This is a genomic window from Holdemania sp., from assembly GCF_986127675.1.
On sequence record NZ_CFQZWI010000008.1, the window covers coordinates 13,454 to 29,486 of the forward strand.

The following is a 16,033-nucleotide window of genomic DNA, read 5'->3' on the forward strand; positions in this document are numbered from 1 at the left end:
CAAAAACAATTCACATTCCCATGGGAGAATAGCGATGCTTATTAGAGTGTGGAAAGCGAGCGTGATGAAATGAAATTCCAATTCTCACTGAAATCCCTGCATTGGACTAAAAAGAAAACACTGATTCTGGCGATTGGTCTTTGTCTGGCTGGGGCGGGGGGTTTTTATTTTTCCCGTCAGGGGACAACCCGAAAAAACAAAACGCAGGCGTCGTTTATTCGAACAACGGTGCTGAAAAAGACGACGCTGAACAATTCGATCAGCCTGACCGGCACGGTGGAAAGCGCGTCGGTCTCCAATGTGACAACCAATCAATCGCTGGCGGTCAAATCAATTCCGGTTCAGGTCGGAGACTGGGTGGAAGCCGGGGATATCATCTGTGTCCTGGATACAGAGGAAATCGACAAGAATATTGAGAAGACACTGGAAAGCTTACAGGAGAACATCGACAACGCGAAGGATTCACTGACTTCGGCGGAAGAAAATCTGTCCTGGGCGCAAAGCGATGCGGACAGTGCCTGGAACACGCTGGCGGAGAAGGAAAGCGCGATGAACAGCGCAAAGACGGCGTATGAATCCGCGCGCAGCTCTGTCGATGCGTTCCAGGCCAATGTCGATCAGGCACAGGCGGCTTATCAAAGTGCGGTGGAAGCGGAAAATCAGGCGCTTTCCACGTTGAACAGCGCGATCAGCGAGGGGACCTGCACGGGTCTGGAAGATACAGCCTGTTTTGCCGGGTCGGCATACAACACGGCCAGGCAGACCTCTGCCGACGCGAAAGCGAAAGCCGACAGTGCTCAGCAGGATCTCAAATCCGCCCAATCGGCGATGAATTACGATTCCCTGGCAGCGGCCTACAATACAGCCCAGAGTGCCTACAACGCCGCGCTTACCGCCTGGAATACAGCCCGCAATAACCGCGACAGCTGGCAGACGAAAGTCGAGGACGCCAAAGAAGCAGTCACAAAGGCTTCTTCCAGCGATACGCTCGACGATCTGTATGAGAAGAAGGAAAACTGCACGCTGACTGCTAAAACCGCCGGCAAGGTCACGGCGATCAACGTCACAGTCGGATCAATGGCGACCAACAACACGACGATCGCGACGATTCAGGACACAGACGCGCTGAAAATCACGGTGACGATTCCGGAATATGAAATTCAAAACGTCGAATTGGGGATGACTGCGAAAATAACCACGGACGCCACCGAAGGTGAGATCGAAGGGACGCTGACACAAATCTCGCCAACCGCTTCTTCGCAAAACGGCGGATTCCCGGCCGAGGTGACGGTCACGACGTCAAACAGCGGACTCTACGTCGGCATCAACGCCACGGTAGAGATTATCCAGTCCACCGTGGATAACGTCTTCGTCGTTCCGATCGACGCCATCGGCACCAATGACGCCGGAGAATCCATCGTGTTCGTCAAGGAATCCGGCTCCGGCAGTGACGCCATCTTTAAAGAAGTCGTCGTGACCACCGGGGAAGAAAACGACTATTATGTGGAAATCAGCTCAGCTGAACTGAGCGAGGGCATGGAGGTGCGCAGCAGCGCAGACCCAAAACAAGCTCAGGTGAGCGGCAGCGAAAGCAGCGAACCGGTTCAGATGAACGGCGACATGCAGATCGACATGGGCGGGGCGATGCCTTCCGGAGAAATGCCTGCCGGTCAGATGCCTGCCGGCGGATCGGGCGGAAACGGCGGCGGAGCGCCAGGCGGCCGGGGAGGCAACGGATGAGTGCGGCTCAGCCTGTTATCGTGATGCAGGGCATCGTCAAGCGGTATTCCATTGGCAAGCCCAACGAGCTTGAAATTCTGCACGGCATCGACCTGCAAGTGGAACCTGGCGAGTTCGTCGCGATCGTCGGCGAAAGCGGCAGCGGCAAATCGACGATGATGAACATTCTGGGCGCGCTGGACCGGCCGACGGAAGGCCACTACAAGCTCAATGGCGTCGATATCCAGACGGCCGGGGATAAAGAACTGGCAAAAATCCGCAACCGCCAGATCGGCTTCGTCTTTCAGACCTTCAATTTGATCGGCCGGATGAGCGCGCTGAAAAATGTCGAGCTGCCGATGCTGTACGCCGGGATGCCGGCCCGCGAGCGATCCCAACGGGCGGCAGAGCTGCTCGATCTGGTCGGGATGAGCGAGCGGAAAAAACACCAGCCCAACGAGCTTTCCGGCGGCCAGAAGCAGCGGGTGGCGATCGCCCGGGCGATGGCGAACGATCCTTCACTGATCCTGGCCGATGAACCGACCGGCGCGTTGGACACGGCGACCAGCCGGGTCGTCATGGATCTGTTTCACAAGCTGCACGAGGAACAGCACAAAACGATCGTGCTGATCACGCATAATCCCGAGCTGGCGGAGGAAACCCAGCGTGTGATCACGCTGCGCGACGGTCAGATCGTCAACGTTCGGAAAGGAGCGGGCGTCCATGGGCGTGCTTGATAATATCCGGATGGCGCTGTCCAGCCTGAAAGCGAATAAAATGCGCTCGCTGTTAACGATGCTGGGCATCATCATCGGCATCAGCGCCGTTATCGCGATCATGACCGTCGGCGACTCCTTGACCGGTTCGATTACCGACAGTATGTCGGGGATGGGCGCAAGCAACATCACCGTATCGCTGCAGAAAAAAAGCAGCGCGTCTTCCAACAGCTATGGCGGAAGCCGGGTGTTGATGTTCGGCCCAGGCAATCCCGATGAGGAAGATCTGATCTCGGAAGCGATGATTACGGAATACCGCTCGCTGTTCGGCAGCCGGATCACAGCGCTATCCTGCTCAGAGAATATCGGCAGCGGTACGATCAGTCAGGCCGAGATGTCCGGCAGCGTCAGCGTGAGCGGCGTCAATCCCGACGCCCTGACTGTCGAGGATCTGGACATGATCACCGGCCGGTTTATCAATGAGAAGGACAATACGCAGACTAAACGCTCGGCCGTCATCTCGGATTATCTGGCGGAAAAGCTGTATGGTTCCGTTGAGAAGGCGATGGGCGAAAAGCTGGAGGTCAGCCTCAACAACGGCGTGCAGGTGTTCTATATCGTCGGAATTTATCATTATGACACTTCCAGCAGCATGATGACGGCGCTCTCGGATAGCGATAACCTTTCGACCTCGATGTATGTCCCGGTTGCCACGGCAAAGAAAATCACTCAGGCCAGCCAGGGCTATCAGTCCGTCACGGTCGTCGGCGCGGCAGGCGAGGACGTCGATACGCTGCTCAGCGATACCGAGGCGTTCTTCACCAGCTTTTACACGCATAACGATTCTTATACCATTTCCGCGTCGAGCATGAAGGAAATGCTGGAAACGATGACCGAGATGCTGGATACCGTCAAGGTTGCGATTGCAGGCATCGCGGCAATCAGTCTGTTGGTCGGCGGGATCGGCGTTATGAATATCATGTTGGTCAGCATCACCGAGAGAACCCGTGAGATCGGCACCCGCAAAGCGCTGGGCGCACCGAACCTGGCGATCCGGATCCAGTTTATCATCGAAGCGATGATCATCTGTATGATCGCGGGACTGTCAGGTGTTTTATTAGGCGTGGCGATGGGCGCAGGCGCGGCGAATTTGTTAGGCTATCCCGCCAAGCCGTCGGCTGCGGCCTGTGCCCTGGCGGTCGGCTTCAGTATGGTGATCGGCGTGTTCTTCGGGTACTATCCGGCGAACAAAGCGGCGAAGCTCGATCCGATCGACGCGCTGCGCTATGAATAATTGGAAAATCCAGTTCGATTGAATCATAGCGGATTTCATGAAGTCTGAATGCAATGCAAAGATGTAAGAACTGTCCAATTTCCGAATTGAATTGTGAATTTACCAGAAAGACCAGAACTCTGATTATTGTTTCCTGTTATAATAAAGAAAAAGGAGATGACGATCATGAAGCGGATCGAAGCTGGTTTAATTCGCAAGGCCATGGCGGAACCCTGGGAGAAGCTGGGCTTCGCGTTGACGCTCAATTTGTTGACGCTGACGATTTCCTTTTTCAGCGGAACGCTGTGGCTGTTGTTTTTTGCCAGTCTGATCATCGACGGTCTGGCCGGCTTGGAAGCATGGGTTCAGAAGGTGCGCGCCAGACGCTTTGTCCGGGATCTCGATCTGAGCGAATCCCTGCCGTTGTGCAGGCAGGCGGATAACACGTTTTTTCTGCCCAACAAGCTGATTTCCTGGTACCGCGGAAAAGGCTTATGCGTGCGTTACGAACAGATCAAGAACTGTTATCTCAATCAGATCAACGAAAATTCACGGATGAAATTTGACAGCCGGAAACGCAGCTGGAAATTACAGATCAACTGCCGCGACAAGCGCTATACCGTTCTCGCGCTGGAACGCAAGGACGATTGTATGAACGTGCTGCGGTTTCTCAAAACCGTGAATCCGGCGATCGTCGTCTATTACGAAATCCCAGCCAAACCGCTGACGCTGGCGGAACTGCCTGAATATGAATGAAACCGGGGGGAAATGGATGTTCACAATCCTCCGGGTTTTTTTTGTACACTTTCCGGAATATGTATAAGAAAAGAATAATGAATACGAGAAATAAGAAAAATATGATACAATGAAAATAACGGAGGTGATGGTGATGAAACACATCACGGAACTCATACAGAAACAGGTCGTCAAAAAACACAGCTGGGCGCTGATGTTCTATTTATTTTTGTTGGTTGCAGCGGCCATTCTGGCCTGGATCAGTCAATCGCTTTACGTCAGCTTGTTCATCGTTGTCTTTCTGGCGGCCCTGGCGGTTCGCTTAATCCAGGCGGTGCATGAGCTGGGGCAGGTCAAGCGCTTTACCCAAAGCCTGCGGGGACCACAGCGGCTGCTTTACCGGCAGGTCGATACGACGTTCTTTCTCGAAGACCGCTGGATATCCTGGTTTAACAGGCAGGGCGTCCAGGGGACTTATGATGAAATCACAATGTGCAGCTACGCGCAGGTGCCGCTGCGGAAGTCGGAGAAGCTGTACGCCCCATGCCAGCTGCAGATCAATGCCCGGGGCCGCAGGACAACCTTGATCCAGCTGCAGCACGATCAAGACGCTCAGACCGTCATGGCGTTTCTGAAAACGCAGAATCCGTCAATCCTGTTCTCGGAGAAGCTCGGCGAACGGAAAGTGCGGCTGGAAGATCTGCCGGAAAAAATGGAGTGAATTTGTGAGATTGTGTGAAGTGAGGCAGAAGGCTTGTCAGAAACCAGGACTGGAACTATAATCTTCAACAGATAGATATTCAATGCGTTGAATATTTAGAAATGGAGGATTTATGAGCGAGCAAGTCATGGAAATGATGTCGCTTTTGCGGCAGATTAATATGCGCCTGCATCATTGCCTGAAGGAACTGTACGAACCGTTGGGCCTGACTGGTCCGCAGGCGGTCGTGATGATCGAGCTGTTTAAAGAAGATGGGCAGCGGATCTGCGATCTGGCGGAAGCGGCCGGCATGACCGTCAGCAATATCTCCGCGATCTGTCAGCGGCTGGAACGCAACGGCTTTCTGCATCGCGTGCGTTCCCAACAGGATCAGCGCACGGTACGGATCTGTCTGTCGGAGAAATCACTGCAGCTGATCCGCGACTGCGATCATCAGATCGCGCTTCAAAGTGATCAGATTTCGCTGAAAATGACAGCGGAGGAACTGGATGAAATCAATTCAGGATTACGCAAGTTAAACGAGTTCCTGGATCGGGAGGATTTATGAAAGCAGAAAAACCAAAAAACAAGAAACCGTTAATTTACTATTATTTCGTGATGATGATCGCGCTGATGGCGTTCAATTTGTTCGTGACGCCGATGATCCAGAACCAGCGGATCAAGGAAGTCGGCTACAGCGACCTGATCGCCGCTCTGGATGAAAAACAGGTCGACGAGGTGGAAGTGGACAACCAGACCGGCAAGATCGCCTACACGATCAAGGACAACAGGAAAAATGTGTTCGTAACCGGCATTATGCCCAACGATGCGGCGTTGACAGAGCGGCTGGAACAGAGCGGCGCAAAGTACACCGCAGTCATTCCGCAGCAGAATTCCTTCTTAATGGATATGTTGATGTGGCTGGTGCCGATCATCGTCATTCTGGGCGTCGGTCAGCTGTTTTCCAAACAGCTGGCGAAGAAAATGGGCGCGAACACGATGACGTTTGGAAAATCCAGCGCGAAAATCTATGTGTCGGCGGAAACGGGCAAGACGTTTCAGGACGTCGCGGGGCAGGATGAAGCGAAGGAAGCGCTGAGCGAGATCGTCGACTTCCTGCACAACCCGGATAAATATAAGAAGCTGGGCGCAAAGATGCCGAAGGGCGCGCTGCTGGTCGGGCCGCCGGGTACCGGTAAGACGCTGCTGGCCAAGGCGGTGGCGGGCGAAGCGAACGTTCCGTTTTTCTCGATTTCCGGTTCGGAATTTGTGGAGATGTTTGTCGGCATGGGCGCCGCGCGGGTCCGCGATCTGTTTAAGCAGGCACAGGAAAAAGCGCCGTGCATCGTCTTCATCGACGAGATTGATACGATTGGCAAAAAACGCGACAGCGCCAACGGCATGGGCGGCAATGACGAGCGCGAACAGACATTGAATCAGCTGTTAGCGGAAATGGACGGCTTCGATGGAAGCAAGGGCGTCGTCATCCTGGCGGCGACCAACCGGCCGGAAACGCTGGATAAAGCGCTGTTAAGACCGGGCCGGTTCGACCGGCGGATTCCTGTCGAACTTCCGGACTTAAAGGGCCGCGAAGAAATCTTGAAAGTTCACGTCAAGGACATCGTCGTCGACAGTGACATCAACTACCGCACGATCGCCCTGGCAACCTCCGGCGCTTCCGGCGCGGAGCTGGCGAACATCGTCAACGAAGCAGCGTTAACGGCGGTGCGCAACGGACATTCCAAGGTCATGCAGCACGACTTTGACGAAGCGGTCGACACGGTGATCGCCGGGAAGGAACGCAAAGGCGCGGTTATTTCCGAAAAGGAAAAACGGATTATCGCCTATCATGAAATTGGTCACGCCCTGGTGGCCGCGGTGTCGAAGAATTCTGCACCTGTGCATAAGATTACGATTATCCCGCATACCAATGGAGCGCTGGGGTATACGATGCAGGTGGCGGAGCAGGAAAGCGTCTTAATGAGCAAGGATGAGATTCTGGACAAGATCCGCACGCTGACCGGCGGCCGGGCGGCGGAAGAATTCATGTTCAATATCTGCACCTCCGGCGCATCCAACGATATCGAACAGGCGACACGGCTGGCGCGGGCGATGGTGGCCCAGCTGGGCATGAGCGATCAGTTCGGCATGACGGCGCTGGAAACGGTGAACAACCGGTATCTGAGCGGCGACGCTTCGCTGGTCTGCTCGAATGAAACGGCAACCTTGATCGACAAGGAAGTCATGGCGATCATCAAGAACGCGCATGCGGAAGCCCGGAAGATTCTTGAGGACAACGCGCAGCTGTTGCATGAGGAAGCGGAATATCTGCTTCAGAAGGAAACGATTACCGGGGAGGAATTCATGGAAATCTTCAGCCGGCATCAACAGCTGAAGGCACTGCCGCAGCCGAGCATGGAATAAAGAAAAGAAAGATTGAACCTAATGCATCATGGCATGCAGGGGGTTCAATCTTTTTTGATTAACGGAAGATGGTTTACTCTTATGCGTTTCTTTCGGCTCTTATTTATAACAAAGAAATTCCATAAAAGAATATGAAGGCTAAAATTAATTGATAATTTCAAATCATTCTCAGACAAACGAAAGGATAGAATTACGGCCTCTTTTATTTACAACGACCAAAGAAGATTGGCCAGCGTACTGATCAGCGGAATCGTGATCAAACTGAGCACAGTGCTGGAAAGTACCAAGGTTGTTGCTTTGACTGAATCTTGATGGTATGTTTCTGAAAACAATGCGACGCTGACGGCGCAGGGACAGCTGCTTACCAACATCAGAAGCATTTTTAACGACAGGGGTATGGGAAGTCCGGTTAAAATCAAGCTGGTCAGCAGCGGCATCCATAAAAGGCGGGTTGCAGCCGCTGGAAGACAGCGCCAAACTAATTTCCAGTTCTGTGTCAGCGTGGTTTTCGCTAATAAGGCTCCCAGGATTAACATCGCCAGCGGCGTGTTTAAAGCAGCGGTCATCGTGAGGACGTCGGTGATCACTGGCGGCAGGGATAACGGCGTGAAATAAAGTAGCAGGGCCAGCATCACAGCGATCGCCATCGGCGTTTTTAAGAATTTCTTCAATGAGAAGGATGAAGAATGATCCATCAGATAGACGCCAATCGTCCACTGCATCAGCGTGTTGACAATCATAAACGGCGTTAAGAGAAAGACGGCGGAGGGTCCCAGGACAGCCTGAACCAGCGGAATTCCCATAAAACCAGAATTGGGAAGCAGCACGCCATTTTCCAATACCGGATCGCTGCGGAAAAAGAGGAATGCGGCAGCCAGAAATAAACCATGAAACAAAAGCGCCAACATGAAACTCATCAATAACCAGAGCGCCTGTTCCCGCTGGAAAATTTCATTGCCGGATAACAGAATGACGGACGGCGAAGCAACCTGAAGCAGAATTTGAGTCAGCGACGGGATATGATCGGAATGCAGAATTTCCCGTTTGCATAAGAACCAGCCGAGGGCGATCAATGCGGTCATGATCATCATCTGATGAAATATTGAGGCTGTCATTTCAATTCCCAAAATGTTTCTTATACAATTTGTTCGTCTGCATCAGCTTATCATAAAACGTATCGCTTTTTTTATTGACCAGAACCGCATAGATCATATCCACTAAACATAAAGCCGCAATGCGTGAAGATAGAGAAAGATTATTTTCCGGATCGTCAATACTGTTGACATACAGATGTAGGTCGCTGATTTCCAGCAGCTCATTGTTGTAATTTTTTGTTACCGAAGCCATATAGGCACCTTTGCTTCGAATGTGGTCCGCAGCCTCCAGAATTACGGCGGTTTTGCCGGAATACGAGAAAATCAAAACGACGTCATGCGGGTCTGCGAAATAGGAATAAGTCAGGATATCGCATTCGGTATTGAAATATTTGCAGGGAATTCCCAACCGGGAAAATCGGAGATGCGCGTCATAGGCGATGATTCCTGAAAACTGAACACCGAGAAATACGACATGATGACAGTTCAAAATTTTATCGGCGAGTTTTTCAATGTGTTCAACCGGATTGGTCCGCACAGTTTCAATGATCGAGTAAGTGTCCTGCGAGGTAATGTTGTCAATGATACTCCCGGCGTTATCCCCTTTTTCAAAAAGCAGCGATGTACTGCTCGACATTTCATCTTTCAGAAACAGGTTTAACTCTATCGCCAGCTGCATTTTTAAGCTGTTAAAACCTTCATATCCATTCTTTTTGCAAAACCGGGAAATCGTGGAACGCGACGTATAAGTTTCCCGTGCCAGATCTTCCATCGTCATTTCAATGACTTCGTTGGGATGATTAATAATGTAATTGATGATACTTTTTTCAACGGGGGTCGAAGAATGATTTTTCTGTAATTCTAAAAAGAAACTCATTGATATCCCCTCCTGGTTCATAGTCTTATTATACTTCAGGATTGAAAGCTTACTCAGATTCAACCGATGACACAAATGATTCAATAATGAGTCTGAAATCAGAGGAAAAATTAGGAAAATGAACATGTAATGTTTCTTTCAATCATTAAGTAAATTCAAAAATGCTGCGAATGACACAAAAGCGTCAGAGATTGAATCCGACCGTAGGCTGCTTTTCTTGTATGATGTAAGCGTATACATCGAGGTGCCTCAGGGAGGTTGAAATGAAGTTTATGGATGCTCATGTGCATCTGAAAAACCGGAACGATGAAGTTCTGGATGTGGATGCACTCTTAAAGGAAATGGACGCTTCCGACATTGAACGGGTATTTTTAATGCCGGCAGATTCCCGCCGCAGCGAGAATGAACGGATGCTGAAAGAAGCTCAGGGTCATACCGACCGGTTTATTCTGTTTGCGTTCGTTAATCCCTATCATTCGGATTGCGTCGAATGGTTTGAAGAGGCGGTGAAGCATCGCGGCGTCAGGGGATTGAAGCTGCATCCGGTGCTGGATGCCTATCCTGCCGACCGGGCATATATGCTGGATCCGCTGCTGGAAGTTTGTGATCGGTATCATCTCCACTGCATTATTCATTGTACTTCCGACGCGCCGAACAGTTCGCCGCTGCAAATGGAAAGAACCGCTCGCCGGTGGCCTCATGTGACGTTTCAGATGGCGCACATGGGCGGCTGCTGGTTAGCGAACGACGCGATCAAGGTATGTCAGCGCAATCAGAATATCTATCTGGACGGTTCGACGGTTTCCTTATCGGCCGTCAAACGGGCGGTCGCAGCTTGTCCGGATCGGTTTCTAATGGGCACGGATGTTCCGTTCTATCATTTCGAGATGGAAAAACTGAAAATGAAACTGGCTGTTTCGGATCCGGTTATCTTTGAAAAGGTAACGTATGGCAATATGCGGGATTTGATTGCGGAAAGGGGGTTGGAACTGTGAAAATTATCGACGCGCATAATCATATCGGAGACCGCCGGGGGCGTAAAGGACAGACTGCTGAAGAAATAATCGCCAAGATGGATGCTTCCGGTATTGATCAGGCTGTCGTTTTCTCGTATGTTCCCTATCCGAATAACGATTATATCAGCGAGTCTGTGAAGGCTTATCCTGACCGGTTGATCGGATTCGCAATTTTAGATCATACCCAACTCCATCCGGAACGGGAACTGGAACGTGCAGTATTGAAACTGGGGCTGAAAGGCTTGAAACTGGATACGCCGACGCATGGCTTTTCGATTGATGATTTTAAAATCACGGGTCCGACCTTTGAGATTGCCGATCGCTATCATTTGCCTGTAATCTGTTATTGCGGCGATAATAATTATGTTCATCCATATAAGTTTGCGGAGGCGGCGAAGCGATATCCGAATGCGAATTTTATCATGGCGCATGCCGGAATTCTATTCATGACCAGTCACGCGATTGAAGTTTGCGCGGAAAATCCTAATTGTTTTATTGAAATTTCCAATATCAATGCCTGCGTGATTAACGACGCTAAGAACAAAGGCGTGCTGGGGCAGGTCTTATTCGGAACGGACACGCCGTTTAATTATTTCAACGTAATGAAAAGCTGCGTGGAATGCGCCCTTACGGATGATGCGGAAAAAGAGCTTGTTTACCACAAGAATTTTGAAAGAATCCTGAGCCAGATTCAAATTCGCTGAAGAAAGAGAGGATAAGCGATGAAAGCTTTAATTATTTGCCAGTTTGCCATTACAAGTAAGAATATGATTACAAAGGTAATCCAGTACGCGAAGGAACACGGCAATGATATTTCCGTCGAATGTGCTTCCGTTTCGGAGATTGCGGAGCTGCCGTTTGAGAATTATCAGGCGGTATTGCTGGCGCCGCAGGTTAGAAACTATCTGAAAAATGTAACGGAAAAGTGCGCGCCGCTCAACATTCCGGTCAGCTCTATCGACGTTGTCGCTTATGGCCTGCAGGATCCGGAAAAGGTGCTGAACCAAATCAAAAAAATGCTGAGTCAGCCATTATAAAAGAAAAGAGGGGAATTTATGCATCATGTTATGAACTTCATGGAAGATAAGATAATGCCGCCATTATTTAAAATGGCGTCAAATAAATATCTTCTGGCAATTCGCGACGCTTTCACTTCCACTCTGGCGATTGTTTTGATCGGCAGCGTCTTCCTTCTGATTTGTTATTTTCCAAATGAAAGCTGGGCTGAGTTCATCGCTCCGTACGTGCCGATGCTCAGTGTCCCGAATACCCTGACTTTGGGTCTGATCGCTCTGTATATGGCATTTGCGATCGGCTATGCGCTGGCAAACGCCGTGAACCTGCAGCCTTTGGTGAATGGCGTCGCGACGACAGCGATCTTCTTGATTATGGTTAATCCGCTGACTGCGGAGGGGACGATCAGTCTGGCCTATCTGGGTTCGCAGGGGATCTTCTGCGCGATTTTAGCGGGCGTGGTTACGGTTTTCCTGAACTATCAATTCACAAAACGGGGAATTCTTATCAAAATGCCGGATTCGGTGCCGCCGATCATTTCCGCAGCTTTTGAAATGCTGATTTCTTTAGGCATCATCGTCGTGCTGGTTTGGGCTGTTCGTGTAGCGTTTGGCGTCAATATTCCGGGTTTAATGGCCATGTTGATCTCTCCGCTGGCAGTCGCTGCGGATTCACCGTTTGCGGTTGTGACGGAAAGTCTGATATCCCGGACGTTGTGGTTTGCCGGAATTCATGGCGGAAGTATTATCGCATTCAATGGCGGAGCTCTGTATCCCTTTGCGCTGGCCAATATCGACGCCAATGCTGCGGCGGTGGCTGTTGGGCAGGCGATGCCGTATATCATCACGCCTTCATTTGAAAGCTTCTATCAGGACTCCAGCGTATCTGCGTTTGCGATCTGTCTGATGATGGTTGTCGTTTGTAAATCTTCGCATCTGAAACAAATCGGCAAGCTGGCAGCGCTGCCGGCCGTGTTCGGCGTCACAGAACCTTTCTGGTTCGGTTTGCCGGTGGTGCTGAATCCGATCATGCTGATTCCGTTCTTATTTGCGAATACCTTTAATTTACTGACGACCTGGATTCTCTCCTATTTGAATATCATCGGAAGAACCTATGTTACGCTGCATTGGGCTCTGCCGGGATTCTTAGGTTCTTATTTATCGTCTGGCGGCGATCTTCGCAATTTGATCTGGTGGCTGATTTTGCTCGTATTAAACTGCCTGATCTATTATCCGTTTATTAAAATGTATGATAAACAGAAAATTCAGGAAGAAACAGAAGCACAAATTTCAGCTGAAGGATAAAGGAGAAAGATGCCGATGAGTGAAAAAGAAGGACCAACTTTAAATACAGAACAGCTGTTGCTGATGATGGTCGCACATGCAGGCAATGCCAACGCCAAAGTCTTCGATGCGTTGGATGCTTATGAAAGCGGGAATCTGAAAGCGGCGATGGAAATCCTGGAGGATGCGGGACAGGAGTTGTTAACCGCACAGAAAAATCAATTTGCTTTAATGAACGAGGAGGCTCAGGGAAAAGAGGTCGTTCCTTCGATCCTGATGATTCATGCGATGGACATCTGCATGACGGCAGCCAATTCGATTCAGTATACAAAGCGGCTTCTTCCCCTGCTGCAAATGAAACATGAAATGTCGTAATCAGCCCTGCGTCTGTCAATCCACGCGCTATCGTTGTATTTACAAAGGTTTTCATTTCCTGGTCTTAAGCGGTGTTCAATGTAAAGCCTGTCGGAAAACTTATCCGGTGAAAACGGTTCTGAAAGGCATGAGTTTGCCTTACGTGGACGCGTTGGGAAAGCTCGTATTTTTACTGGCTGCTCTGTATTACGCGATTCTAAACTTCATCCCCGGTATTATCGCGATGTTGTCCATGATTTTCCTGATGAATTATATTTTAGTTCCAGTTTTGTTCCACTTTGGAATTCTATTCGTTGAAAATGAGGTGAATTTATGAAAAAAGGCGTTAAAGTCGTAACGATTGGCGGGGGATCTTCCTACACTCCTGAGCTTATCGAAGGATTGATCAAACGTCAGGCAACTTTACCAGTACGGGAACTGTGGCTTGTCGATATCGAAGAAGGTCAGGAAAAACTCAAGATTATTGCGGCGTTAGCCAAACGCATGGTAAAAAAAGCAAAAGTTCCGATTGAAATTCATGCGACACTGAATCGGAAGGAAGCGCTGAAAGATGCTGATTTTGTGACGACGCAGTTTCGCGTCGGACAGCTGAAGGCGCGGGATCTGGATGAAAAGATCCCGCTTCGCTACGGCGTGCTGGGACAGGAGACCAACGGTCCAGGGGGACTGTTCAAAGCATTGCGGACAATTCCGATCTTATTTGAAATTATTGAAGACTGCAAGCAACAATGTCCTAACGCCTGGATTATCAGTTTTACCAATCCGGCGGGGCTGAATGCGGAAGCAGTGCTTCGGTACAGCGGGTGGAAACGATTTATCGGGTTGTGCAACTCGCCGACGGTAATCGGCCATCGGATCGCAGGGTTGATGGGCATTCCCAATGAAGATCTGCGCATCGACTTTGCCGGGCTGAACCATATGGTCTTTGGTCTGCGTGTTTATAATCGAGGCGCTGATATCACATCGCAGGTGATCGAGGCTCTATGCCAATATAATGAAGGCAAAGAATTCGATGAACGATTTGAAAATCTGCCCTACACTCCTGATTTTATGCGTGCGCTTCATTGTATACCGTCTCCATATCTGCGTTATTACTTTTTTAAGGATGAAATGCTGAACCATGCTGAAGCGGATGCTGAGCGGGGGGAAAATCGAGCCCAGGTTGTCATGCGGGTAGAAAAAGAATTGTTTGAAAAATATGCCGATGTTCATCTGGACGAGAAACCGCAGGAATTGGAACAACGCGGGGGCGCGTATTACAGCGACGCAGCCTGCAGTCTGATCGATTCTATTTTCAATGACCGGCGGGATATACAGGTTGTGAATACGCTGAATCAAGGCGGATGTTCTTCGTTCGCCGATGATGAAGTTGTAGAAATCAGCTCTGTGATCACAAAAGAAGGGCCGCGCCCGTTGACCATGGGACGTCTGCCGATTCATGTAGAAGGAATTGTCAGGCAGATCAAATCGTTTGAAAGGCTGACTGCACAGGCGGCGTTAAATCATGATTATGCGACGGCGTTGATGGCCATGACGATCAACCCGCAGGTCATGGATGAAAAGATCGCCCGTCAGATTCTGGATGAGATGCTGAAAGCTCATCGTCAATATCTGCCAGGATGGAAGATTCCGAATGACGCGGATTGAAGCTAAAGAAACTAATCTGGGATAAAAACTTATAAAGTAAGGCTGGAAAGCAAATGCATTCCGGCCTTTTTCAAATCTGATCATATTCTGAATTATTGAGCGAAGAGGAAAAATGGTTCTTCCAGCCTGAATGACACCCCTCGCCCTTCGGTTGATCTCCTGCTAAAAACCCGGGAATAGCACAACTCAACCACCCGTCGGTCGATGTTTTTCAACTTCTGTTATAAAATAACGGCAGGAGGAGGAAGTTATGTTTGAATTAGATAAGCAACAATTCGGGGCGTTCGTTGCCGATCAGCGAAGACAGAAACAAATGACGCAAAAAGAGCTGGCGCAGAAGCTCATGATTTCAGATAAAGCGGTCAGTAAATGGGAACGCGGTTTGAATATGCCGGATATCACACTGTTAGTGCCGCTGGCTCAGGCGCTCGATGTGAGCGTGGCGGAGCTGCTGGAATGCCGGAGAATTCCCCAATCGGAACCGATGAGCGCCAATCAGGTCGACGAGCTTGTAACAAAAGCAATAACGATGGTCGAGGAAGATCCGCAGCCGCGGAAGCAGCGCCGTCAGAAAAACGGTTTGCTTCTCCTGCTTTGTCTTGCGGTTTCCGCGGGAGAAATAGGGATGCTGCTGCACTTTCATCTGGTTTCTTCCAGGATGTTCAATGATTTATTACTCGTGGAGCTGCTCAGCGTGATCTTTGGCCTCTATTTTTGTCTGTTCGCGCGGGAAAAACTGCCCGCCTATTATGATGAGAATAAAATCAGCAGTTACAGCAACGGCGTTTTCCGAATGAATCTCGTTGGAATTTACTTTAATAATCGCAACTGGCTGCCGATCATGAATGCCGGCCGCAACTGGGCGCTGGGTTCACTGGTGCTGATGCCGGCGGTGTACGGGTTTCTGATGCTTCTTTTCAATGGGGATCCTTGGCCTGTGAAGATCGTTCTGCTTCTGATCTATCTTGGAGGATTGTTCATCCCGATGATCTACGTGGGAAGGAAATATGAATAAAAAGCTTTTATGATTCGCCGGCGATGTAGTTGCCGATATTGCTTCCGGTTTGTTTCTGGTCTGAGGGAAGGCGCTTATAAAAAGCGATGGCGCTCACAAATCGGATATCCAATACGCAAAGGGTCAGGAAACGAAATTTTGAACC

Annotated in this window: 17 protein-coding genes; 15 read left to right on the forward strand and 2 right to left on the reverse strand. The window is 50.1% G+C overall.

Annotated features, from left to right (window positions below; translation table 11 throughout):
* Positions 1-69: 69 nt before the first annotated feature.
* From AC5OW4_RS02685 to ftsH, 7 genes are all read left to right on the forward strand, one after another.
* Complete coding sequence (locus tag AC5OW4_RS02685; RefSeq protein WP_493676614.1) at positions 70-1,740, forward strand: efflux RND transporter periplasmic adaptor subunit; 1,671 nt, start codon at positions 70-72, stop codon at positions 1,738-1,740.
* Positions 1,737-2,456 (forward strand): ABC transporter ATP-binding protein, encoded by a 720-nt coding sequence (locus tag AC5OW4_RS02690; RefSeq protein WP_195548198.1) that lies wholly within the window; start codon positions 1,737-1,739, stop codon positions 2,454-2,456. The genes AC5OW4_RS02685 and AC5OW4_RS02690 overlap by 4 nt, the downstream gene beginning before the upstream one ends.
* The gene (locus tag AC5OW4_RS02695; protein WP_493676615.1) at positions 2,443-3,729 is read left to right on the forward strand and encodes an ABC transporter permease; all 1,287 of its coding nucleotides are present in this window, start codon (positions 2,443-2,445) and stop codon (positions 3,727-3,729) included. The genes AC5OW4_RS02690 and AC5OW4_RS02695 overlap by 14 nt, the downstream gene beginning before the upstream one ends.
* Positions 3,730-3,894: 165 nt before the next feature.
* Positions 3,895-4,464, forward strand: a complete 570-nt coding sequence (locus tag AC5OW4_RS02700) for a hypothetical protein (protein ID WP_195397240.1) — start codon at positions 3,895-3,897, stop codon at positions 4,462-4,464.
* 133 nt (positions 4,465-4,597) lie between these two features.
* The gene (locus AC5OW4_RS02705; protein ID WP_493676617.1) at positions 4,598-5,164 is read left to right on the forward strand and encodes a hypothetical protein; all 567 of its coding nucleotides are present in this window, start codon (positions 4,598-4,600) and stop codon (positions 5,162-5,164) included.
* Positions 5,165-5,276: 112 nt separating this feature from the next.
* Entirely contained in the window at positions 5,277-5,711 is a 435-nt protein-coding gene (locus AC5OW4_RS02710; RefSeq protein ID WP_072685314.1) for a MarR family winged helix-turn-helix transcriptional regulator, read from the forward strand.
* Positions 5,708-7,567, forward strand: coding sequence for an ATP-dependent zinc metalloprotease FtsH (gene ftsH / locus AC5OW4_RS02715; RefSeq protein WP_493676618.1), 1,860 nt, complete (start codon positions 5,708-5,710; stop codon positions 7,565-7,567). Before AC5OW4_RS02710 ends, ftsH begins: the two co-directional genes overlap by 4 nt.
* Positions 7,568-7,773: 206 nt before the next feature.
* Here the strand turns inward: ftsH and AC5OW4_RS02720 are convergent, their stop codons facing one another.
* Both AC5OW4_RS02720 and AC5OW4_RS02725 read right to left on the reverse strand, forming a co-directional pair.
* Positions 7,774-8,682: an AEC family transporter gene (locus tag AC5OW4_RS02720; protein WP_493676619.1), complete on the reverse strand. Its 909-nt coding sequence runs from the start codon at positions 8,680-8,682 to the stop codon at positions 7,774-7,776.
* Position 8,683: 1 nt separating this feature from the next.
* Positions 8,684-9,538, reverse strand: a complete 855-nt coding sequence (locus tag AC5OW4_RS02725; RefSeq protein ID WP_493676620.1) for a MurR/RpiR family transcriptional regulator — start codon at positions 9,536-9,538, stop codon at positions 8,684-8,686.
* 263 nt (positions 9,539-9,801) lie between these two features.
* On the opposite strand from AC5OW4_RS02725, the gene AC5OW4_RS02730 reads away from it, so the two are divergent.
* From AC5OW4_RS02730 to AC5OW4_RS02765, 8 genes are all read left to right on the forward strand, one after another.
* A complete protein-coding gene (locus tag AC5OW4_RS02730; protein ID WP_493676621.1) occupies positions 9,802-10,533 on the forward strand; it encodes an amidohydrolase family protein in 732 nt (243 codons plus the stop codon).
* Positions 10,530-11,258, forward strand: a complete 729-nt coding sequence (locus AC5OW4_RS02735) for an amidohydrolase family protein (protein ID WP_493676623.1) — start codon at positions 10,530-10,532, stop codon at positions 11,256-11,258. Before AC5OW4_RS02730 ends, AC5OW4_RS02735 begins: the two co-directional genes overlap by 4 nt.
* A gap of 18 nt (positions 11,259-11,276) precedes the next feature.
* Complete coding sequence (locus tag AC5OW4_RS02740) at positions 11,277-11,591, forward strand: PTS sugar transporter subunit IIB (RefSeq protein WP_493676624.1); 315 nt, start codon at positions 11,277-11,279, stop codon at positions 11,589-11,591.
* A gap of 18 nt (positions 11,592-11,609) precedes the next feature.
* A complete protein-coding gene (locus AC5OW4_RS02745) occupies positions 11,610-12,872 on the forward strand; it encodes a PTS sugar transporter subunit IIC (RefSeq protein WP_493676625.1) in 1,263 nt (420 codons plus the stop codon).
* 15 nt (positions 12,873-12,887) lie between these two features.
* Positions 12,888-13,226 (forward strand): PTS sugar transporter subunit IIA, encoded by a 339-nt coding sequence (locus AC5OW4_RS02750; RefSeq protein WP_493676626.1) that lies wholly within the window; start codon positions 12,888-12,890, stop codon positions 13,224-13,226.
* A 106-nt stretch (positions 13,227-13,332) separates the two neighbouring features.
* The gene (locus tag AC5OW4_RS02755; protein WP_493676627.1) at positions 13,333-13,542 is read left to right on the forward strand and encodes a hypothetical protein; all 210 of its coding nucleotides are present in this window, start codon (positions 13,333-13,335) and stop codon (positions 13,540-13,542) included.
* On the forward strand, positions 13,539-14,873 hold the full coding sequence (locus AC5OW4_RS02760; protein ID WP_493676628.1) for a 6-phospho-beta-glucosidase: 1,335 nt from the start codon (positions 13,539-13,541) through the stop codon (positions 14,871-14,873). Before AC5OW4_RS02755 ends, AC5OW4_RS02760 begins: the two co-directional genes overlap by 4 nt.
* Before the next feature lie 250 nt (positions 14,874-15,123).
* Entirely contained in the window at positions 15,124-15,888 is a 765-nt protein-coding gene (locus AC5OW4_RS02765; RefSeq protein ID WP_493676629.1) for a helix-turn-helix domain-containing protein, read from the forward strand.
* Positions 15,889-16,033 lie beyond the last annotated feature (145 nt).